The sequence below is a fragment of the Streptomyces sp. NPDC058459 genome, assembly GCF_042721685.1.
In the GTDB taxonomy this organism is placed as follows: Bacteria; Actinomycetota; Actinomycetes; order Streptomycetales; family Streptomycetaceae; genus Streptomyces.
Genome location: NZ_JBHXLV010000011.1, coordinates 24,238 through 44,287 on the forward strand (window position 1 = coordinate 24,238; position 20,050 = coordinate 44,287).

Annotated in this window: 25 protein-coding genes; 13 read left to right on the forward strand and 12 right to left on the reverse strand. The window is 72.0% G+C overall.

Going from position 1 to position 20,050, the window contains the following annotated elements:
- Positions 1-15: 15 nt before the first annotated feature.
- From ACFWN1_RS04220 to ACFWN1_RS04230, 3 genes are read right to left on the reverse strand one after another with little or no spacing between them, the layout of a single operon-like run.
- Positions 16-675 (reverse strand): DUF5063 domain-containing protein, encoded by a 660-nt coding sequence (locus ACFWN1_RS04220; RefSeq protein ID WP_384357985.1) that lies wholly within the window; start codon positions 673-675, stop codon positions 16-18.
- Positions 668-1,267 (reverse strand): recombination mediator RecR, encoded by a 600-nt coding sequence (gene recR / locus ACFWN1_RS04225; protein WP_384357987.1) that lies wholly within the window; start codon positions 1,265-1,267, stop codon positions 668-670. Before recR ends, ACFWN1_RS04220 begins: the two co-directional genes overlap by 8 nt.
- 52 nt (positions 1,268-1,319) lie before the next feature.
- Positions 1,320-1,661, reverse strand: coding sequence for a YbaB/EbfC family nucleoid-associated protein (locus tag ACFWN1_RS04230; RefSeq protein WP_384357989.1), 342 nt, complete (start codon positions 1,659-1,661; stop codon positions 1,320-1,322).
- 653 nt (positions 1,662-2,314) lie between these two features.
- On the opposite strand from ACFWN1_RS04230, the gene ACFWN1_RS04235 reads away from it, so the two are divergent.
- Positions 2,315-3,073, forward strand: a complete 759-nt coding sequence (locus ACFWN1_RS04235; protein ID WP_384357991.1) for an SLATT domain-containing protein — start codon at positions 2,315-2,317, stop codon at positions 3,071-3,073.
- Between the two features lie 143 nt (positions 3,074-3,216).
- Here ACFWN1_RS04235 and ACFWN1_RS04240 read toward each other — a convergent pair whose 3' ends face one another.
- Together ACFWN1_RS04240 and ACFWN1_RS04245 are read right to left on the reverse strand one after the other, a co-directional pair.
- Positions 3,217-3,660, reverse strand: coding sequence for a GNAT family N-acetyltransferase (locus ACFWN1_RS04240; protein ID WP_384357993.1), 444 nt, complete (start codon positions 3,658-3,660; stop codon positions 3,217-3,219).
- A 10-nt stretch (positions 3,661-3,670) separates the two neighbouring features.
- A complete protein-coding gene (locus tag ACFWN1_RS04245) occupies positions 3,671-3,823 on the reverse strand; it encodes a hypothetical protein (RefSeq protein ID WP_384357995.1) in 153 nt (50 codons plus the stop codon).
- 149 nt (positions 3,824-3,972) lie between these two features.
- On the opposite strand from ACFWN1_RS04245, the gene ACFWN1_RS04250 reads away from it, so the two are divergent.
- The gene (locus tag ACFWN1_RS04250; RefSeq protein ID WP_384357997.1) at positions 3,973-5,364 is read left to right on the forward strand and encodes an aspartate aminotransferase family protein; all 1,392 of its coding nucleotides are present in this window, start codon (positions 3,973-3,975) and stop codon (positions 5,362-5,364) included.
- 11 nt (positions 5,365-5,375) lie between these two features.
- Here the strand turns inward: ACFWN1_RS04250 and ACFWN1_RS04255 are convergent, their stop codons facing one another.
- On the reverse strand, positions 5,376-6,881 hold the full coding sequence (locus tag ACFWN1_RS04255) for an FAD-dependent monooxygenase (RefSeq protein WP_384357999.1): 1,506 nt from the start codon (positions 6,879-6,881) through the stop codon (positions 5,376-5,378).
- Between the two features lie 62 nt (positions 6,882-6,943).
- On the opposite strand from ACFWN1_RS04255, the gene ACFWN1_RS04260 reads away from it, so the two are divergent.
- The gene (locus ACFWN1_RS04260; protein ID WP_384358001.1) at positions 6,944-7,699 is read left to right on the forward strand and encodes a TetR/AcrR family transcriptional regulator; all 756 of its coding nucleotides are present in this window, start codon (positions 6,944-6,946) and stop codon (positions 7,697-7,699) included.
- A 105-nt stretch (positions 7,700-7,804) separates the two neighbouring features.
- Positions 7,805-8,497, forward strand: a complete 693-nt coding sequence (locus ACFWN1_RS04265) for a GntR family transcriptional regulator (protein ID WP_384358003.1) — start codon at positions 7,805-7,807, stop codon at positions 8,495-8,497.
- 21 nt (positions 8,498-8,518) lie between these two features.
- Here the strand turns inward: ACFWN1_RS04265 and ACFWN1_RS04270 are convergent, their stop codons facing one another.
- On the reverse strand, positions 8,519-9,256 hold the full coding sequence (locus ACFWN1_RS04270) for a hypothetical protein (RefSeq protein WP_384358005.1): 738 nt from the start codon (positions 9,254-9,256) through the stop codon (positions 8,519-8,521).
- A 169-nt stretch (positions 9,257-9,425) separates the two neighbouring features.
- Between ACFWN1_RS04270 and ACFWN1_RS04275 the strand changes: the two genes are divergently transcribed.
- Positions 9,426-10,322 (forward strand): LysR family transcriptional regulator, encoded by an 897-nt coding sequence (locus tag ACFWN1_RS04275; RefSeq protein ID WP_384358007.1) that lies wholly within the window; start codon positions 9,426-9,428, stop codon positions 10,320-10,322.
- Positions 10,323-10,345: 23 nt separating this feature from the next.
- Here ACFWN1_RS04275 and ACFWN1_RS04280 read toward each other — a convergent pair whose 3' ends face one another.
- The gene (locus tag ACFWN1_RS04280; RefSeq protein ID WP_384358009.1) at positions 10,346-11,116 is read right to left on the reverse strand and encodes an oxidoreductase; all 771 of its coding nucleotides are present in this window, start codon (positions 11,114-11,116) and stop codon (positions 10,346-10,348) included.
- A gap of 201 nt (positions 11,117-11,317) precedes the next feature.
- On the opposite strand from ACFWN1_RS04280, the gene ACFWN1_RS04285 reads away from it, so the two are divergent.
- A complete protein-coding gene (locus tag ACFWN1_RS04285) occupies positions 11,318-11,968 on the forward strand; it encodes a hypothetical protein (RefSeq protein WP_384358011.1) in 651 nt (216 codons plus the stop codon).
- On the opposite strand, the gene ACFWN1_RS04290 is transcribed toward ACFWN1_RS04285, so the two are convergent.
- The gene (locus ACFWN1_RS04290) at positions 11,961-12,389 is read right to left on the reverse strand and encodes a hypothetical protein (protein ID WP_384358013.1); all 429 of its coding nucleotides are present in this window, start codon (positions 12,387-12,389) and stop codon (positions 11,961-11,963) included. The genes ACFWN1_RS04285 and ACFWN1_RS04290 overlap by 8 nt on opposite strands.
- 124 nt (positions 12,390-12,513) lie before the next feature.
- Here ACFWN1_RS04290 and ACFWN1_RS04295 point away from each other — a divergent pair, with 124 nt between their 5' ends.
- Both ACFWN1_RS04295 and ACFWN1_RS04300 read left to right on the forward strand, forming a co-directional pair.
- Entirely contained in the window at positions 12,514-13,353 is an 840-nt protein-coding gene (locus tag ACFWN1_RS04295; protein WP_384358059.1) for a Scr1 family TA system antitoxin-like transcriptional regulator, read from the forward strand.
- On the forward strand, positions 13,350-13,592 hold the full coding sequence (locus ACFWN1_RS04300; RefSeq protein WP_384358015.1) for a DUF397 domain-containing protein: 243 nt from the start codon (positions 13,350-13,352) through the stop codon (positions 13,590-13,592). Before ACFWN1_RS04295 ends, ACFWN1_RS04300 begins: the two co-directional genes overlap by 4 nt.
- Here ACFWN1_RS04300 and ACFWN1_RS04305 read toward each other — a convergent pair.
- Positions 13,570-13,761, reverse strand: a complete 192-nt coding sequence (locus tag ACFWN1_RS04305) for a hypothetical protein (protein ID WP_384358017.1) — start codon at positions 13,759-13,761, stop codon at positions 13,570-13,572. The genes ACFWN1_RS04300 and ACFWN1_RS04305 overlap by 23 nt on opposite strands.
- A gap of 92 nt (positions 13,762-13,853) precedes the next feature.
- Positions 13,854-15,137 (reverse strand): adenylosuccinate synthase, encoded by a 1,284-nt coding sequence (locus ACFWN1_RS04310; RefSeq protein WP_384358019.1) that lies wholly within the window; start codon positions 15,135-15,137, stop codon positions 13,854-13,856.
- Positions 15,138-15,333: 196 nt separating this feature from the next.
- Here ACFWN1_RS04310 and ACFWN1_RS04315 point away from each other — a divergent pair, with 196 nt between their 5' ends.
- From ACFWN1_RS04315 to ACFWN1_RS04335, 5 genes are all read left to right on the forward strand, one after another.
- Positions 15,334-16,125 carry a diacylglycerol kinase gene (locus tag ACFWN1_RS04315; RefSeq protein ID WP_384358021.1) on the forward strand — a complete coding sequence of 264 codons (792 nt, stop codon included), beginning with the start codon at positions 15,334-15,336 and terminating at the stop codon, positions 16,123-16,125.
- 142 nt (positions 16,126-16,267) lie between these two features.
- Positions 16,268-16,948: a DUF4097 family beta strand repeat-containing protein gene (locus tag ACFWN1_RS04320; protein ID WP_384358023.1), complete on the forward strand. Its 681-nt coding sequence runs from the start codon at positions 16,268-16,270 to the stop codon at positions 16,946-16,948.
- A 76-nt stretch (positions 16,949-17,024) separates the two neighbouring features.
- Positions 17,025-17,540 carry a GNAT family N-acetyltransferase gene (locus tag ACFWN1_RS04325; RefSeq protein WP_384358025.1) on the forward strand — a complete coding sequence of 172 codons (516 nt, stop codon included), beginning with the start codon at positions 17,025-17,027 and terminating at the stop codon, positions 17,538-17,540.
- Between the two features lie 213 nt (positions 17,541-17,753).
- Positions 17,754-18,215, forward strand: coding sequence for a hypothetical protein (locus ACFWN1_RS04330; protein ID WP_384358027.1), 462 nt, complete (start codon positions 17,754-17,756; stop codon positions 18,213-18,215).
- A gap of 152 nt (positions 18,216-18,367) precedes the next feature.
- A complete protein-coding gene (locus ACFWN1_RS04335; protein WP_384358029.1) occupies positions 18,368-19,060 on the forward strand; it encodes a class I SAM-dependent methyltransferase in 693 nt (230 codons plus the stop codon).
- Here the strand turns inward: ACFWN1_RS04335 and ACFWN1_RS04340 are convergent, their stop codons facing one another.
- A complete protein-coding gene (locus ACFWN1_RS04340) occupies positions 19,061-19,951 on the reverse strand; it encodes an alpha/beta hydrolase family protein (RefSeq protein WP_384358031.1) in 891 nt (296 codons plus the stop codon). It abuts the gene before it with no gap.
- Positions 19,952-20,050: the final 99 nt, after the last annotated feature.

A 20,050-nucleotide genomic window follows, 5' to 3' on the forward strand; every position in this document is an offset into this window, starting at 1 on the left:
CGTCACAGAGCGCGGTCAGCGCACCTGACGGATGCCGAGCGGCGTCCCGATCTCCTCGGCCATGACCCGCCCGGCCTCCAGTTCCAGCGCCTCGTCGCCGAGGTCCTGGTCGGTGTCGAGGCCGTCCAGCTCCTCCAGCGGCTGGTTCAGGCGGACGTGGATCAGCACCGACTGCAGGGCGCGCAGCACGGCGGAGGCGGTGGGGCCCCAGTTGGAGAAGTAGGAGAACTGCCACCACCACATGGCCTCGGCGATGCGGCCGGCGCGGTAGTGGACCATGCCGTGCCTGAGGTCGGTGATGACGTCCGCGAGGTCGTCGGAGATCCGGGCGGCGACCGGCGCGGTACGGGGCGCGTAGGGGTCGAAGACCTCGGAGTAGACGTCGACCGGGTCCAGCAGCCGGGCCAGGTTCTCGCGCAGGCCGTCCGCGTCGATCTCGGGGCCGGGGTCGGGCTCGTAGCGCTCGTCGGGGACGAAGTCCTCGTGCGCGCCGAGGCGGCCTCCGGCCAGCAGCAGCTGGGAGACCTCCAGCAGCAGGAAGGGCACGGTGGAACCGGGCTCGTCGCCCTTGGCGACCTCGGTGACGGCGACCAGGAAGCTCTCCACCTGGTCGGCGATCTGGACCGCGAAGTCGTCCGGGTTCTGCGCGGTGGCGTGCAGCGTGGCGTCAGACATCTAGGAGTCGTCTCCCCTCGAAGGCGCGGCCGAGGGTGACCTCGTCCGCGTATTCCAGGTCCCCGCCGACCGGGAGGCCGCTGGCCAGGCGGGTGACCTTCAGACCCATGGGTTTGATCATGCGGGCGAGGTACGTCGCTGTGGCCTCGCCTTCGAGATTGGGGTCGGTGGCGAGGATCAGCTCCGTGACGGTGCCGTCGGCGAGCCGGGCCAGGAGTTCCCTGATCCGCAGATCGTCCGGGCCGACGCCCTCGATGGGGCTGATGGCGCCGCCCAGGACGTGGTAGCGGCCCCGGAACTCACGGGTGCGCTCGACGGCCACGACGTCCTTGGGCTCCTCGACCACGCAGATGACCGAGGGGTCGCGGCGCGGGTCGCGGCAGATGTTGCACAGCTCTTCCTGTGCCACGTTGCCGCAGGCCGCGCAGAAGCGGACCTTCGCCTTGACCTCCAGCAGGGCCTGGGCGAGCCGTTTGACGTCCGTCGGCTCGGCCTGGAGAACGTGGAAGGCGATCCGCTGCGCGCTCTTGGGACCGACGCCGGGGAGCCGCCCCAGCTCGTCGATGAGGTCCTGGACCACGCCTTCGTACAACGGACTGCCTTTCCTTCACGACCTTGCGGTACGTACGGTAGTTGCCCGGCCGTCAGAAAGGCAGACCGGGGATGCCGCCGCCGCCGAGTCCCTCGGCCAGCGGGCCGAGTTTCTGCTGCTGGAGGGCCTGCGCGTTCTCGTTCGCCGCCTGCACGGCGGCGACGACGAGGTCCGCGAGGGTCTCGGTGTCCTCCGGGTCCACGGCCTTCGGGTCGATCTTCAGTGCGCGCAGGTCGCCGGAGCCGGTCACGGTCGCCTTGACCAGACCGCCGCCCGCCTGACCCTCGACCTCCGTGTTCGCCAGCTCCTCCTGGGCCCGCGCGAGGTCCTGCTGCATCTGCTGGGCCTGCTGGAGCAACTGCTGCATGTTGGGCTGGCCGCCACCGGGAATCACGAAGTCTCTCCTGTCTGCCTGCTGTATGCCTGCTGTATGGCGTCTGCCCGGCGTCTGCCCGGCTCGGCCGCTTCTCCGCTCGGCACGAGCCTACGTGGTCCGAGCGGCCCTCGCGCTGCCACTCTTTCGGGTGAGATCGGCCCCGGCCTCTACCTGATCAAACCCCTCTTCCGGGCGTACCACCCCGCGATCGCCGTCCCGCGCCACCCGTTGAGCGGTAGGAAGGACACTTCGCGCCGCCACGGGGTGTGACGGCCGCGCGATCGGTGTTCATGTTCAGTAGGGAGTGCCGGGTGGGCCAGCCGGAGCAGCAACCCGACGATTCCGCATCCGCTCAGGGGGCACGGCGGGACACCCCGGGCGGGGACGGGGTACGGCGGGGTGACGGACCAGCGGGTGCCTCGCGGCGAGGTGACCGGGGAACGGACGCCTCGCGGCGGGGTGACCGGCCGGCCGGTCACGGTACGGACGGCTCACGGCCGGGTGGCCGGACGGTCGACGGACCATGGCCGGCCCATCCTGGTACGGACGGCTCTCGACACGGTGATCAGGCGCCCGGCGGACCACGGCCGGCCGGTCGCGGTCCGGACGGGCCCCGTTGGGACGACCCGGCCGGGGGCGGGACCGAGTCCCGGCCGGGAGACCGCTATGCCATGGCGCCGGGCCCGGACGAGCCGGCCGGGGCCCCGTCCCGGTGGGGCTTCGGGGTGTCGCGGCGCGGCGTACGGACCGCCGCCGCCCCGCTGGCCGGTGATCTGGTGGGGCAGATCCTGCCGCTCGGCGACTGGGGTGAGCCCGCCGAGCGCCTGGACGAGCTGTACCGCTGGGTGGAGCGTGGGGCCCTCCGTACGGCGGACTGGTACCTCGCGGACCGGGTGTGGCGCCGCCGGACGGCACGGGCCCTGCGGGGCGGTACGGCGGCGGGGCTGGTGGTCGGCGCGTCGCTCCCCCTGCTGGACGCGACCGGCGCGATGTCGGGGTGCGCACCCTGGGGCTACCTGGCGCTTCTGGCGGGGGCGGCGTGCGCGGGCGTGGACCGGTGCTTCGGGCTGACCTCGGGCTGGATGCGGGACCTGGGGACGGCCCAGGCGGTCCAACGGCGCCTTCAGGCACTCCAGTTCGACTGGGCCTCCGAGAGCGCGCGCGAGGTGCTGGGTCCCGCCGAGGGCACGGCCGGGGAGGCGGCGGAACGGTGCCTGGGCATCCTGCGCCGCTTCTCGGAGGACGTGACGGAGCTGGTCCGCACGGAGACCACGGACTGGATGCGGGAGTTCCGCGGAGGGCGTCCGCCGGTGACCCCGCCCGCCCCGCCGTCCCGGCCCGTGGACCCGGCCCCCGTCTCCCGCTACCTCTCCCCACCCCCCGGCACCCGCCCCAACATGCCCCGCCAACGCCCCCCGGACCCCCGCTGACGGCTCCGCCGAGGGAGCGGAAGCTTCCCGGGGCTCCGGCCCACCGGCGGGGTTCCACCAGAAACGGGCTCCCTCCAGCACTGGCCCGCCGGGGGGCCGGGGGGCCGGGGGGTGGGATTCTCGCAGCACCGGCCCGGGGGCGGTCAGGTCAGGCGGAGGTCGATGTAGGGGATGGTGTCGCCGGGGAGGACGTAGCGGTCGGTCTCGGTGAAGCCGTGGGTCCGGGCGAAGCGCAGGCCGGCCTCGTTCGAGGCGAGGACGACGGTCTCGATGGTGTCGGCGCCCAGCTCGCGGGCCCGCTCCAGCGCGCGCCGGTAGAGCTGCTCGCCGAAGCCCTGACGGCGGTGGGCGGGGAGCACCCTGGCGATCACGGTCGCCGTGGCCGGGCCGTCGCCGGACGGCGGGCGTACGGTCGTGCAGCCCACCGGTTCGCCGTCGAGGTAGGCGACCTCCAGGCGGTTGCGCCCGGCCCGCTCGCGCACCTCGTCGGGGGAGAGGACGGCGGTCGGGATGATCACGTTGTGGACATGCCGCCAGTCGGCGAGCGCGGCGTCACCCACCGGTTCCACGAAGCTGAGTCCGGACATCGCAGCAGGGTCACACACCGGGGCGGGTGTGTGTCAGGGTTTTCGCCCCGGAGGTCACCGTGGTCGCGGTGAGCCGCAACGTCCCCTCGGCGCCCGGCTTCCGGGCCAGGTCCACCGCGACCACGCAGTGGTGATCGGCCCCGTCCGCGACGAGCGTGAGCACGCGCCTACCCGAACCCCCGCCCCGAGGACAGGGCACCCCCGTCCCCGCCGAAGGCACCCCCACTCCCGGCACCCTGTCGCACATCCCACCCCCGCCCCCGACACTCCGCCGATGTCGAAGAACGACCCGCACCCCCTACCCTCACCCGCATGACGCCTCAGCCGAACCCGAACCCGAAGCCGACCCCCGCCCCCGACCCCGAGACCGGCGCGGCCGTCAAGGCCGCCGACCGGGCGCATGTGTTCCACTCCTGGTCCGCCCAGGACCTGATCGACCCGTTGGCCGTGGCCGGCGCGGAGGGCTCGTACTTCTGGGACTACGACGGCAAGCGCTACCTGGACTTCACCAGCGGCCTGGTGTTCACGAACATCGGCTACCAGCACCCGGAGGTGGTGGCCGCCATCCAGGAGCAGGCGGCGAGGATGACGACGTTCGCCCCGGCGTTCGCCGTGGAGGCGCGGTCGGAGGCGGCACGCCTGATCGCGGAACGCACCCCCGGCGACCTGGACAAGATCTTCTTCACCAACGCCGGCGCGGACGCGGTGGAGCACGCGACCCGTATGGCCCGCCTGCACACCGGCCGCCCGAAGGTGCTCTCGGCGTACCGGTCGTACCACGGCGGCACCCAGCAGGCGGTGAACCTGACCGGCGACCCCCGCCGCTGGCCGTCGGACAACGGCAGCGCGGGCGTCGTCCGCTTCTGGGCCCCGTTCCTGTACCGCTCCCGCTTCTACGCGGAGACGGAGGAGCAGGAGTGCGCCCGCGCACTGGAGCACCTGGAGACCACGATCGCCTTCGAGGGCCCCGGCACAGTCGCGGCGGTCATCCTGGAGACGATCCCCGGTACGGCCGGGATCATGGTGCCCCCGCCGGGCTATCTCGCCGGCGTCCGCGAGATCTGCGACCGGCACGGCATCGTGCTCGTCCTGGACGAGGTGATGGCGGGGTTCGGCCGGACCGGCGAGTGGTTCGCGGCGGACCTCTCGGGGGTCGTCCCCGACCTGATGACCTTCGCCAAGGGCGTGAACTCGGGGTACGTCCCCCTAGGGGGTGTCGCCATCTCCGGCGCCATCGCGGAGACCTTCGCCAAGCGCCCGTACCCCGGCGGCCTGACGTACTCCGGTCACCCCCTGGCCTGCGGCGCGGCGGTCGCCACGATCGGCGTGATGGCCCGCGAGGGCATCGTGGACAACGCCAAGCGCCTCGGCGCGACGGTCCTCGGCCCGGCCCTCGCCACCCTGGCCGAGCGCCACCCCAGCGTGGGCGAGGTGCGCGGTACGGGCATGTTCTGGGCCCTGGAGCTGGTGAGGAACCGCGAGACCCGCGAACCGCTGGTCCCCTACAACGCCACCGCCGAGGTCAACGCTCCCATGGCCGCCTTCGCCGCCACCGCCAAGAAGAACGGCCTCTGGCCCTTCGTCAACATGAACCGCACCCACGTGGTCCCGCCCTGCAACATCACCGAGCCGGAACTGAAGGAGGGCCTGGCGGCGCTGGACGCCGCGCTGTCCACCGCGGACGAGTTCACGACGTCGGCCTGACCTGCCCCGGGTCAGCGCCCTTCCCCGGCCCACCGGCGCAGGGCGGCCTCCAGGCCGGCGGGGTCGGTGGTGTCAGGGGCGTCGGTGGTGTCAGGGGCGTCGGTGGTGTCAGTGGCGTCAGTGGCCCACGCCACCACCCCGTCCGGCCGGACCAGCGCGCCCAGCACTCCCGTGCCGTCGTCCCGGACCACGCGCGCCCGGCCCCGGGCCGACTCGGCGAACACCGCCCCCGGCGTGCGGTCCAGCAGCAGGAACCCGCCCGCGTGCGCGTGGTCCGCGAGCCGGGAGCCGTCGCTCAGCGGCACGTCCGGGACGTGGCGGCCCGTCCAGGGGTGGGACCCCGGCAGGGGCACCCGCTGCGTGACGCCCGCGATCTGCTTCACCGCGTACGTCGTGCCGTCCCGTGTCCCCAGCAGGTCCCGCACCACGCCCCGCAGCGCCCCCGACTTGGGGTCGCCCCGCAGGACGCCGATCTGGGCCCGGGTCCAGTCCAGCACCCACGCGCCCACCGGACGGCGTTCCGCGTCGTAGGTGTCGAGCAGCCCCTCCCGCGCGCGGCCGGTCACCACGGCCGCCAGTTTCCAGCCCAGGTTCACCGCGTCGCCCACGCCCAGGTTCAGTCCCTGGCCGCCGAAGGGCGGGTGGACGTGAGCCGCGTCGCCGGCCAGCAGCACGCGGCCGAGCCGGTAGGCCGACGCCTGGCGGGTGTTGTCCGTCCAGCGGGTCGGCTCCGCGCGCAGGGCCGTCAGCGTGACGTCCGTGCCCGAGACGCGGCGCAGGCTGGACTGGATGTCGGCGCGCGTGACCGGAGCCGTACGGTCGGCCGGTCCGCCGTCGAACTCGACGGTGGCGACGCGGCCGGGCTGGGGGCCGTGGCGGTAGACGCCGTGCGGGGACCAGGACCAGCCGTCGGCGAGCTTCTCGGGGTCGGCGATGTCCACCACCGCCTGGTAGCCGGTGATCTCGGGGTCCGTGCCGGGGAAGGCGATGCCCGCCAGGCGGCGCACGGTGCTGTGGCCGCCGTCGCAGCCGACCAGCCAGCCGGTGCGCAGCGGACCGGCGTCGGTGCCGACCACCACCCCCTCGCCGGTGTCCTCCAGCGCGGTCACCGCCACCCCGCGCCGCACCACCACGCCCAGCCGTTCGGCGTACCCGGCGAGCAGCGCCTCCAGCCGGGGCTGGGGGATCATCCGCGCCCCCTCCACAGCGGTGTGCGCGGCGAGTTCGGGGTCCGCCCAGTCCACCAGGCCGGGGTCCAGGGCCATGCCCGCGAAGTGCCCGGTGAACCGGAGACCGGACTCCCCCAGCGTCTCCCGCTGGAGCTGCTCCAGGGCGGGCAGGAGCCCGCGCCGGTCCAGCGCCTCCGCCGTCGGCACGTTGATGGACTGCGCCTTCATCGCCGGGTCGGGTGCCGTACGCCGCTCCAGCACCCGCACCGACACCCCGGCGAGCGCCAGCTCGGCGGCGAGGACAAGCCCCACGGGCCCGGCCCCGACCACGGTCACATCCACACTCATATTCATATGCACGAACATCGTTCTATAAACGAACACCGTTCGCGTCAAGTTATAGTGATCCCGTGAACGCGAAAGAGCGCCGCACCGCACGCCACCAGCCCCCGCCCGCCGATGACGCGAGGCCCCGCCGCCGCAAGGACCCCATCACGGTGGACCAGGTGGTCGACACCGCGCTCGGCATCATCGCCACGGAGGGCTACGACGCGCTGACCATGCGCCGCCTGTCCGCCGCGCTGGACACCGGCCCGGCCTCCCTCTACGCCCACGTGGTCAACAAGGCCGACCTGGACGAGCTGCTCATCGGCCGCCTCTGCGCGCGGCTCACCCTCCCCGCGCCCGACCCCGCCGCCTGGCGGGACCAGCTGCGAGGCGTCTGCGAGGAGCTGCGGGACCAGTACCTGAAGTACCCCGGCATCTCCCGCGCCGCCCTCGCCATGGCCCCCACCGACCTGGAGACCCTCCGCGTCAGCGAGGGCATGCTCGCGGTCCTGCTCAGCGCCGGCATCGCCCCCCGGCGCGCGGCCTGGGCCATCGACGCCCTGCTGCTGTACGTCGCCGCCTACTGCCTGGAGCTGGCCGTGGCCCACCGCAGGGCCGGGGACGGCGACGAGGTCTGGCCCGCCGACAGGGCCGAACTCCTCCACCGACTCGCCACCCTCCCCGCCGCCACCTTCCCCCACACCACCCGCCACGCGGCCGAGCTGACCTCGGGCACCGGCCACGACCGCTTCGACTTCACCGTGGGCCTGATGATCGACGGGCTGGCACAGAGCCGCGCCATATGCGGTTCCGCCCCACATAAAGGGCACGGGGGCTGATGCTGGGCAGGGGTGAACGCGTATGGTGACGAACTCGTAAGGGGTTGTGGGAATAGGCACGGACGTACGAGAGCGGCCCCATTCGTGTGAGGAGATCCCGGGACGATGCCCGGCTACGGCGCTGTGACGCGCAGTACCTTGCGGCAGCAGATCGCCGACGCACTGCGTGACGAGGTGCTGGCCGGGCGACTGCTGCCGGGGCGGGCGTTCACCGTGAAGGAGATAGCGGACCTCTACGGGGTCTCCGCGACGCCGGTACGCGAGGCCCTGGTCGACCTGTCGGCGCAGGCCCTGCTGGAGGCCGACCACCACCGGGGTTTCCGGGTCCCCGCATACTCGCTGGCCGACTACCGGGGCATGATCGAGGCCCGCTCGCTGGTCACCGAGGGCATGTTCCGCGTCCTCGGCCAGGGGCATTCCGTCTTCGCGAAGGCCGCCGACCCGGAGACCGTCGCCGCGCTCGCGACGGTACGGCGCCGGGGCGAGGAGGCGCAGCGGGCGAACACGGCCGGCGACCTCACCGTGCTCATCGGCTATGACCTCCGCTTCTGGCGCGAGCTGAGCGTGCTGTTCGGCAACCCCTACCTCGCGGAGTTCCTGCACCGGCTCCGCGTCCGCTCCTGGGTCTGCGCGGTCCAGCACCTCCGCCGCCTCCCCGAGGTACGCGGCCGCCTGTGGGCCGGCCACATAGATCTGGTCGACGCGCTGTCGGCCCACGACCCCGAGGCCGCCCGCGACATCGTTGCCGCCGCCAACGCGCACGCCTTGAAGATGGTCGAGGAACTCGCCAGGAACTAGGCCGCGTTCGCCGCCCGCGGGTCAGCCGGGGGCCGGCACCGTGCTCAGGTCCAGGGTGTCGGCCGGCGCCGGGGTGTGGAGGTTCAGGGGCTTGTCGAAGTCGCTGAACACGGTGGTGACGTGGTTGTAGGGGCCCTTGTAGCCGAGCTTCAGCAGGTACGGCGTGCCCTCAGCCGCGATGTAGAAGGTGTAGGTGCCCGGCTCACGCGCGAAGGGCGACTGACCGGGCTTGTCCCGCACCTCGACCGGGATCGCCGTCCGGCCGTCCAGCTCGGTCCGCGCGCCCTTCGTGGGCTTGCCGAAGGACGTGAACGGCCAGGTGCACTCCTGCAGGCCGTCCACGTCCCGCTCCGCGCTGACCGGACTCTTCAGCCAGGGCTTCTGCCGCACGGCGGGGACCGTGTCCCGTCCCCATATCTCGAAGTACCGGTCGTTGCCGTGGATGTAGTCCGTCCCGCCCGTCCGGAGCTGCTCCATCTCGGCCCCCGAGCGGAAGGTCGCCCGGTACGCGCACCTGCGCCTGAGGTCCGTGCTCTTGCGGCTGAGGAAGATCCTGCCGCCCTCGGGTGCGGTCGTCTCCGTGGTGATCGTCACCGACCGCAGCGCCTTCATGGTGCGGTTGGCCGAGTCGAGCAGTCGCCCGGCCGAACGCGGGTCCGTGACCGTGCGCGGCCGCGGGTCCGCATGGGTGCCGGCGCAGCCCGTGGCCGCACAGCCCAGCAGCAGCGACAGCGCGACGGCGCTCGCTCTCTTGCTCATGATTCCCCCAGATGTTCGAGCAGATCAGGCTAGCGGCCCTCGGCACGTCGAGCGGCGCGCTCACCGGATTCACACCCAAGGGCTGAGGCGGCCCGGGAACGGGGGGAATCCCCGGCGCCGCGAAGGGGTTGGCCCAAGCGGGGGTGACCGCACGGAGGGACGGGACCCGATGAACCTGCGCCAGTTCGAATACGCCCTGGCCGTCGCCGAGGACGGCTCGGTCACGGCGGCGGCGGAGCGGCTGCGGGTCGCCCAGCCGTCGATGTCGCAGCAGATCAGGGGGCTGGAGCGGGATCTCGGGGTGGAGCTGTTCACCCGCACCCCGACCGGGCTGACGCCGACCGTGGTCGGCCATGCCTTCCTGCGGGAGGCGCGGACGGCGGTGAACGCCGCCCGCCGGGCGGCCGAGACCGCGCGGGCCGACACCGCCGAACTGGTGGGTGAGCTGACGGTCGTGGTGCAGCTGGGCTTCGGCACCCGCCAGCTCCCCCACGCGCTCGGCGCGCTGCGCCGCCGCTACCCCCGGCTGGAGGTCACCCTCTCCGAGGAGCCCAGTGCCGCCGAGCTGGACCGGCTGCGCCGACGGGGCGTGCTGGACCTCGCCCTGATGGCGAGGTGCGACCGGACCCCCGCGGACGCCCACCACCTCGGCGAAGAGGAGTTCGTGGTGGTACTGCCCACCGGTCACCCCGAACTCGCCCAACAACGCGTCCAGTTGCGCCAGCTGAAGGGCGAGCCCTGGGTGCGCTTCGACCGGGACAGCGCGCTGGACGGTGTCCTCGTGGAGGCGCTGCGGGAGACCGACCCCGAGCCCAGCACGGTCGCCCGTGTCTCCCAGACCGCGACCGCCGTCCGCTGGGCCGCCCAGGGACTCGGCGTCACCCTCGTCCCCGCCTCGGCGGTCCCCCCGGGCCACGAGCACCTCGCCCGCCCGGTGTCCCCCGCCGTGGCCCAGCCCGTCATCGCCGTCGTCCGGAACCCTGCGGGCCCGGCGGAGACGGCCCTGCTTGAATTCCTCCGCCAGGAGAACTGGACCTCGGCGAATTCCCCCGCACCGGCCCCCTGAGCGGAATTCAGCCGGAATACCGCTCAGCCGCGCGGGAATTCCCCGCCGTCGACGACCAGATTACTGCCGGTCACCCAGCTCGCCTGGTCCGAGACCAGGAACAGGACCGCCCGCGCGATGTCGTCGGGCTGGCCGTCCCGCCCGAGCGGTACGACGGACCCGGCCCCCACCTGCGTCGGGTCCAGCCCAGCCCACTCCTCCTGCACCTTCGCGCCGCCGGGGGTGGTGACCCGGCCCGGAGTGACCGTGTTGACCCGCACCCCGGCCGGGGCCAGCTCGGCGGCCAGGCCCTTGCTGTAGTTCTCCAGCCCCGCCTTCGCCACCGTGTAGTGCAGGAGCGGTGGGACGGTGACGGACACCGCACTCGAGGAGACGTGCACGATCGCCCCCGACCCCCGCTCCCGCATGGCGGGTACCAGCAGCGAGTTGAGCCGCACCGAGGCCAGCAGGTTGAGGTTCAGCGCGTCGAGCCACACCTCGTCGGGGATGGCGGTGGCGGACCCGTAGGGGCTGGCGCCGCCCGCGTTGTGGACCAGGATGTCCACCCCGCCGAGCACGTCGACGGCCGCCGCCGCGAGGTCCTCCGCGCCCTGCCGGCTCCGCACGTCGGCCGCCACGAAGCGGACGCCGTCCGGCACCTCGTCCGGCTCCGTCCGGGCGGTGGTCAGCACCTCGGCGCCCGCCTCCAGGAGCCGGGCCACGACGGCCGCCCCGATACCGCGCGTACCCCCGGTGACCAGGGCCCGCTTTCCCTTGAGTTCCGGTGTTCCCGTCACGTTCCCGGTGGTGGCCATTTCCTCGGTCCTCTCCTCGGACGATTCCCGGCCGGCTTCTCGGCGGGTCGCTTCACCGTAGGACCGGAAAAGGGGCGGAATCAAAGACCGAATAGCAGCAGAGGGCATAGGGCTTTCCTATGCCCCGCCGCACGGACTACGCTTCCCAGTCCACCCGTGCGCGAGGGGAACCCTCGTGCGGGACGATACGAGGAGTTCTTCTTGGCCTGTGACCTGTGGCTGGTGCCGCTCGTGGACGTGCTGTGCCACACGCCGGACAACCCGTTCGCCGAGGAGCTCGCGGTCTACAACAGCGCGTTGGCCGCCGCCGGGCTCCCCCCGGTCCCGGTCTACCAGTACATGCCTGGCCTCAACGGCGAGGTCGCCCCCGTGGCCGGCTTCGACTACGACGCCCTGCACTTCCTGCGCCGCGTCCACCTCCTCCAGCTCTGCGGCCTGCCCGTCACCCCTGTGGGGGAACTGGGCGGCGATTACGAGCAGCTGCTCGAAATGTTTGAGTCAACCGCCCAGCAGTCCCACCTGGTCTGGCACTACGACCACGCCGGCGCCTACGTCCCCCTGGACTTCCCCCAGCCCCTCACCAACGACGAACTCCTGGCCGGGGGAGGCCCCTTGGGCTCCTCGCACGCCCTCCTGCGGGAGCTGGAGCAGGTCGCCCCGGCCCTCGGCATCGACCCCGCCAACCCGCCCGCCGCGCCGGTACCCCCCTCGGCCCCCACCGAGCTGGAGGAGCCCGCCGTACCGGCGCCCTACGACCCGAGCCCCTTCGCCCGCGAGCGGCACGTCTGGCTCGGCCTGCACGCCGCAGCCACCCGCTCCCTCGCCCAGGGCTCGATGATCGTCTTCAGTTGAGCGCCTCCCCCGGCGGCGCCTGCACCCCGTCGAGCAGCGCCGTCCGCAGCAGCCGCGTGTGCACGAACCGGTCCGGCGCGGTCGGCGGGAACCGCCAGCTCAGCGGCCACGTCTGCCCGTCCAGCGCCGGTACTGGGATGTAGCTCACCCGGTACGGGCCACTGGTGAGCCGGGTGACCTCGGCGGGCCACGCGTGGTGCGCGGTACTCCCCGGCGGGACCAGGAAATAGACACACCTGCGCCCGCTCCCCGACTCGATCACCGGCCCCGGATCGCCCCCGGTCATCCGGGCCATCCGGTCCGCGATGTCGCGGCCCCGGTCCCCGTCCACCCGCACCGCGTCGAACTGCACCCCGGCCTTGCGGAGTTGGATACCCATGGCGGGAATCCACTGGATGCCCGCGTGACTTTGCGTATTCATGCAATCAGTTTCGGCACGCGACGCTACGGTTTCCATGACTCTCCGTCGACCCGTCGGAACGGTCGGGAGTCGGAGGCAATCGTTGAAGCCCGGTTGAGTTCGGTTGAGTCCAGGGGTGATCGCAATGGCGCGAGCGGCGAACAAGGTGGCGGCGAGCGGGACGGCGCGGATGGTCGCTGCCTTCGCGAAGGCACGGCGGGAACAGATGGGCCTCACACAGGAGGAGTTGGGCGCCCTCATCGGCTACACCGCGTCCGCGATCAGCGCGATGGAGACGTGCGCGCAGCCCGCCAGCGACAAGATGCTGATGGAACTGGAGCGGGTGCTCGGAGATGGCATGGGCCTCTTCGAGCTGGCCCGGAAGTTCATCCTCATGGACAAGTACCCGCCGCAGTTCGCGGATTTCGCTCTCATGGAGGCGGAGGCGGTCACGCTGTCCTCCTACCAGACCTACGTGATCGACGGCCTGTTCCAGACCCGGGACTACGCACGTGCGCTGATCGGCAGCAGCTTTCCCAAGCTCACGGACCCCAAGCTGGAGGAACTGGTCGACGCCCGTCTTGCCCGGAGGAGCCTCTTCGATCGGGAACCGACCGCCATGATCGAGTTGATCCTCGACGAGACCGCGTTGAGGCGGCCGTTCGGTAGCTGGGAGATCCAACGAGAGCAACTTCACTCGCTCGCCGAGGACGCCGAGAGGGACAATGTCAGCATCCAAGTCCTGCCCCTGGACCGAGGGTTGAAGGGTAGCCACGCTGGGACAGCGGGCAACATGGTGCTTGTCGAGACGGAGGAACACCACCACGTGGTGTACCTGGAGAGCCAGGAGCAGAGTCAGCTAGTGAGCGACCCCGCAACTGTGGCGCAACTCAGCCACCGGTATGCGAAGATCCGCACACAGGCTCTGAGCCCGGAGGACTCGGTGAGCCTCATTCGAAAGTTGGCGGGAGAAGAGCGAACATGACCAGCACCCTGCGGTGGTTCAAATCGAGCTACAGCGACAGCACCGGTGGCCAGTGCGTCGAAACCGCGTACACCTGGCACAAGTCCTCGTACAGCGACGGCCAGGGCGGCCAGTGCGTCGAAGTCGCTTCCTGCCCCGACACCATCCACGTCCGCGACTCCAAGCAGAGCGACGGCCCCCTTCTCGCCGTAGCCCCCTCCGCCTGGACCACGTTCCTCACGGACGCGCGACGAGGCTGATCTCCGGCGGCCACAGCACGCCCGATCCCATCAACAGGGACGGGCCGAGGTGGAGCGGGCACACCGGCAGGGATGGCCGGTTGTGCCGCCGTACCTCGAACACCGCGGGGTCCCCGCACTCGGACGCCTCGCCGTAGGGCCCCCCGCACAGCTGCCGGTCGTTGCTCATGGACAGGATTCCACCGCGCCGGACAGCGGAACGCCCGCCGGACGCGCCCATAGGGCGGACCGGCGGGCGTACCCGCGTACCGGCAGTGCGGCCTAGAGGAACGAGTTGATCTCGATCGTCTCGTCACGGCCGGGGCCGACACCGATCGCGGAGATCGGCGCGCCGGACATCTCCTCCAGCGCCTTGACGTAGTCCTGCGCGTTCTTCGGCAGGTCGGAGAAGGACTTCGCCTTGGTGATGTCCTCGGACCAGCCGGGCAGGGTCTCGTAGACCGGCTTCGCGTGGTGGAAGTCGGTCTGCGAGTAGGGGAGTTCCTCGACCCGCTTGCCGTCGATCTCGTAGGCGACGCAGACCGGGATCTCCTCCCAGCCGGTGAGCACGTCGAGCTTGGTGAGGAAGAAGTCGGTGAGGCCGTTGACGCGGGTGGCGTAGCGGGCGATCACCGCGTCGAACCAGCCGCAGCGGCGGTCGCGGCCGGTGGTGACACCGCGCTCGCCTCCGATGCGGCGCAGCGCGTCGCCGTCCTCGTCGAACAGCTCGGTCGGGAACGGACCGGCGCCGACCCGCGTGGTGTACGCCTTGAGGATGCCGATGACCCGGCTGATCTTCGTCGGACCGACGCCCGCGCCGGTGCAGGCACCGCCGGCGGTCGGGTTGGAGGAGGTGACGAAGGGGTACGTGCCGTGGTCGATGTCGAGCAGGGTGCCCTGACCGCCCTCGAACAGCACGACCTTGTCGTCCTCCAGCGCCTGGTTGAGGACCAGGACGGTGTCGGCGACGTAGGGCTTGAGCTGCTCCGCGTAGCCGAGCAGTTCCCCGACCACCTGGTCGGCGGCGATGGCGCGGCGGTTGTAGAGCTTGGTGAGGATCTGGTTCTTGACGTCGAGCGCCGCCTCGACCTTCTGGGTGAGGATCGACTCGTCGTAGAGGTCCTGGACCCGGATGCCGACGCGGTTGATCTTGTCGGCGTAGGTCGGGCCGATGCCCCGGCCGGTGGTGCCGATCTTCCGCTTGCCGAGGAAACGCTCCGCCACCTTGTCCATGCTGACGTGGTAGGGCGTGATGACGTGCGCGTTTCCGCTGAGCAGGAGCTTCGACGTGTCGACGCCGCGCTCGTTCAGACCGCTCAGCTCGGAGAGCAGGACCGACGGGTCGACGACGACGCCGTTGCCGATGACCGGCGTACAGGAGGGTGAGAGGATTCCGGAGGGGAGGAGGTGGAGCGCGTACTTCTGGTCGCCCACGACGACCGTGTGGCCGGCGTTGTTGCCGCCCTGGTAGCGCACTACATAATCCACCGAGCCACCGAGCAGGTCGGTCGCCTTCCCCTTGCCTTCGTCACCCCACTGAGCACCGAGCAGCACAAGTGCGGGCACGCGCGTACACCCCTTCCGGGCGGGGCATGTCCATGGTCGGGGTATGGGCGTATGGTTCATCGCCGCTTACCACCGCGACCGTCTTCGGCCGCGCGACCGTCGGACCGGATGCCCCGGAATAGACGAAGCCCCTGGCGCAATAGCGCAAGGGGCTCTTGCACAAAGATGCTACCCGAGGAAGCGAGGCAGGACCGAGGTGGCGACTTCCGCGACGTCCGATCAGCTCCTTGTGATCATCGATCCGCTGGCCCGGCACACGGACGGGGAGTCCGTGCGGATAGCGAAAGACGTGCTCAGCGCGGGGGCGGCGGCGAAGGTGTGTCTCCCGGACGGGCCGGAGGAATTCGCCCGCGCGCTGGGGCGGCGCGGGTCGCGGCGGCCGGTGGTCATCGGGGACGATCGAGCGCTTGTTCGAGCGGTGGAGTTGCTGCACCGGCACCGGGAGCTGGCCGGATGTGCGCTGTCCGTGGTGCCGGTCGGGTCGGCGGGACTGGCCCGCTCCCTCGGCGTGCCGGGCGGTCCGGTCGCCTCCGCGCGGGCGGTGCTGGAGGGCGTGTCCCGGCAACTGGACCTCCTGGTCGACGACAGCGACGGCGTGGTGCTCGGCTCGCTGGGCATACCGCCCGCGTCCGTGCCCGCCGAACCGGTCGGCGTCGGCGCCCGCCCCTGGCTGCGCACCCTGGTCCGCACCCTCGCCGCCCGCCCGGCCCGGCTCCGGGTGGAGGTCGACGGGGTCACGGTCATCGACCTGGACCGGCCGGTGGAGTCGGTGTCGGTGACGCCGGGGGTGCGCGGGGTGGCGGAGGTGGAGATCCGCCCGGTGTCCCTGGGCGCCGAGTCCTCCCCCGTCCGCTCCTGCGGGCGCACGGTCACCGTGACCGGCGAGGACTTCCACTACCGGGCCGACGCGGAGACCTCCGGTCCGGTGCGGCGGCGTACCTGGCGGGTGGCGGAGGGGGCTTGGGGGCTGGTGGTGCCGGCGCCGTGAGTCAGCCGGGATGGGGAGCTTCTCGCCGAACGGGGCCGCGCTGACGGGTTCTCGTCATTCCGGTGGCGGGATCATGCCGTTCACGCTCCTCGCCGGACGGTGCCTGCTACCTGTGGGGGGCGGGGGGAACCAAGGGGGAAGCATGAAGTCGAAGCTGTTGGGGGCCGGGGTGGCCGTGGTCGTGGCGGGGGCCGCGCTCGGAGGCTGTTCCATGCAGAACAAGTCGGCGACGTCCCAGTACGGGATCGACGCGAAGGTGACCGCGCTGAGCGTGACGACCAGGGGCGGCAACATCGACGTCGTCCCAGGCGAGGGCAGCGGCGCCCGCGTCACGGAGAAGATCCGGTACGCCGGCGACAAGCCCCGTACCGAGCACTCCGTGAGCGAGGGGCGCCTCACCCTGACCGCCCCGAGCTGCCACGACTGCGGGGTGAACTACACCGTCTCCGTACCCCCAGGCACGACCCTGGCCCTGGACACGGACGGCGGCAACATCACCGTCCGGGAGATCGACGGCGCGATGAAGGCACGGACGGGCGGCGGGAACGTACGCGTGACCGACACGGCCCCCAGGACCCTCTCCGCCCGGACGGACGGCGGCAACATCGAGGCGTCCCTGACGAAGCCCCCGACGACCCTGGACGCGGAATCAGGCGGCGGGAACGTCGAGGTCAGCCTCCCGCGCACCCCCTACGCCGTCGACGCCAGCACCGCCGGCGGGCGCAGCACCGTCTCGGTCCCCACCGACCCGTCCTCACCCCACCACGTGACCATCCGCACCGGCGGCGGCAACATCGACGTCAACCTAGCGCCCGACTCGTAAGGGTGAAGTTCCGGGCGGCGGCCCGGCCGGACAAACACCGTTGCGGTACCGCCGTCCAGCCGCCCAGACTGTCCCGATGCTGATCCGACGCGAAGAGCCCGCCGACGAGCCCGAGGTGCGCACGGTCACCGCCGCCGCGTTCGCCGGGCCGGACACGCCGGACCCCGTCGAGGCCCGCCTCCTCGACCAGTTGCGGACCTGCGGGGCCTGGCTCCCGGCGCTGTCACTGGTCGCGGCCGGTGACCAGGGGGAGATCGCCGGGCACGTCGTCTGCACCCGCGGGCACGTCGCTACCCGCCCGGTCCTCGCCCTCGGCCCCCTCAGCGTGCACCCGGCCCACCAACGCCGGGGCGTGGGCCTGGCCCTGGTCCACGCCGTACTGGGCGCGGCGGACGCGACCGGGGAACCCCTGGTCGCCCTGCTCGGCAACCCCGCGTACTACACCCGCTTCGGCTTCCGCCCCGGCACGGACCTGAACATCACCCCGCCCGACCCCCACTGGGGCGACCACTTCCAGATCCGCACCCTGACGACGTACGAACCGGCCCTGCGGGGCGCTTTCGCCTACCCCGACCCGTTCAACCACCTCTGACTCTCCTGGCTCAGGACTGGCACCGGGGATTCGAGGGCTCCCGAACCACCCCGCGTTCCACCATTCCCGAACACCATTGGCGTCCTTGGCCCCCCACCGCCCCACGACATCGACCGCCCTCTGTACATACACGCTCCGTAGCGTCACCGTTACCTCGACGGATATCGCGCCCGCGCCGCACCGCAGCGGCATCCCGCAGATTCGGAGGGCACCATGGCAACAGCGTGGGTCACCCGCGACCCCGAGCACGACGAGCCCACCCGCGATCCGCGGGACTACGTGACGCCGGAGGTGTGGGACCGCGAGGTCACCCTCCTCATGCGCGACAACCCGTTCGCCAAGGTGATGGCCGAGCGTCTGTTCGCTGCCGCCGTCTCCTACCTCATCACCGCCATGGAGAAGTGGGGCCAGGGTCTTGAGCTGTGCTGCGGCAGGATCGTGGACATCGCCGTGCACACGTTCATCCTGGACACCCGCAACTACCGGGAGTTCTGCGCCCGCCACTTCAACGGCGGCTTCCTCGAACACATCCCGGAGATCGCCTTCAAGCACGACGGCTCCGTCGAACGCACCGCGCACATCATCGCCGCCAACGGCTTCCCCGTGGACTGGTCCCTGTGGGAGGCCGATTACGCCAAGTGTGGTCCGTGCAGGCCCGGTTCGGACTGCCACTGAGCCGGTAGGGCCCCACAGGCCCGAGGCCGCCACCGGACGGCCTCGCGCCTTTTCACGGGCATATGTGACCGTTTTCGGTCTTCCGGGGCCGTCGCGGAGGGCAGCCGGGTAGCTTGGCGGCTCCGGAAACGCACCTGCCCCGGAGGGCCCATATGACCAGCGCCGCCCCTGCGACCCCGGCAGAGTACTGGGACAAGTACCGGCCCTACCGGGGTCAGGGGGAGGAGCCGCGGCCGGTGGCCGAGCGGTTCGAGTGGACCGGGGTGTCCGGGCAGGGGCCCGGTGCCGAGGTGCTCGGGCAGCCGGACAGCGCGCTTGATCTGGGGCCGGCCGAGGGGGAGAACGCCGCGTTCCTCGCGCGCCGGGGCGTGCGGGTGACGGGGGTGGACTTCTCGGCCACCCAAGTGGCCCGCGCCCAGCGGTTCTGGTCCGACCTGCCGGGGTTGCGGTTCGTGCACGCCGAGGTCTGCGCGTTCCTCGCGGCCGACTCCCGTCAGTGGGACGCCATCTACTCGACCTGGGGCGCGGTCTGGTTCACCGACCCCGATGTCCTCTTCCCTCTCGTCGCTCAACGGCTGCTGCCGGGTGGCGTGTTCGCCTTCTCCCACCGTGAGCCCATCGTGGGGCAGTACGGCGCGCAGGAGATGGGCGGGCGGTGGCTGGAGGGGAGGTCCAACGAACTGGTCGTCCATCGTTGGCAGTTCACCGCCCCCCAGTGGTCCGACCTCCTCAAGCGCCATGGCTTCCTCGACGTCCAGGCCGAGGTCGTCCCCGGTCAGGAGCCTGGAGAACTCGGCACGCTGATCGTCCGGGGTACTCGGCCCTCGGGCGACGGTCACCTCTAGCTAGAACGCCAGTTGGGTGATCTCCTCGGTCACCACCGCACACGCGTCCGCCGCCGGGTCGATCAGCGGGAAGTGGCCCACGTCCTCCAGCAGCGTGACCCCGACGACCTCACCGGCCCTGGCCGCCGCGTCCGCGAAGGACTCCGCCACCGCGTAGGGGACGACGTCGTCGGCACGGCCCTGCACCAGGGTCGTGGCGATACCCGTCGGGAGGAGCAGGGCCGGGTCCGCGTGCGGGGCGCGCTCCGCGAACTCGTCCTGTGTGCCCAGGAGTTGCACGGCGGCACCGGCGCAGACATCCAGCTTCGCCGCCATCCCCAGATCCGCGATCGGCGCCAGCGCGACCACCCCGCGCAGAGGTGCCGGGCGGGCCGTGCGCCAGGGCGAGCCGGCCGGCAGTACGTGCCGCGCGGCCGCCCACAGCGCGAGGTGGCCGCCCGCCGAATGCCCGGTGAGCACCGTCCGCCGGGCGTCCGCACCCGGCAGCGCCTCGCGGGCCAGCTCAGGCAGCGCGTCCAGCGCGGCGGCGATGTCGTCGAAGGTCTCCGGCCAGCGGCCCGCCGGGGGTACGGGCGACGGCTCCCCACCCGTGCTCTGCGCCGGGATGTCGGGCCCGCCGCGCCGGTACTCCACGTTCGCCACGGCGAAACCGCGCCGCGCCAGGAAGTCCGCGAACGGCGTGATGTGCCGCCGGTCGTACCGGGCCCGCCACGCCCCGCCGTGCAGGAGCACGACCAGCGGCGCGGACGCCACCTCCGTGCGCGGGGCGTAGAAGTCGATCACCTGGTCGGGGTGTTCCCCGTAGGGGGCGCTCGCGTCGGGGTCGACGGGCGGATGGGAGAACGCCGACTCCTCCTCGGCGGCACGGGCTGCGCTTGCGTCCTCCGGCATGCTCCAACCTTCCGGCTGTGTAAGGGGTTTGGCGGACCAGGGCCACGGTGGGGATTCGGCCGTTGGCCGGGACGGTATCAGGCCCGTGACGTGCGCGGA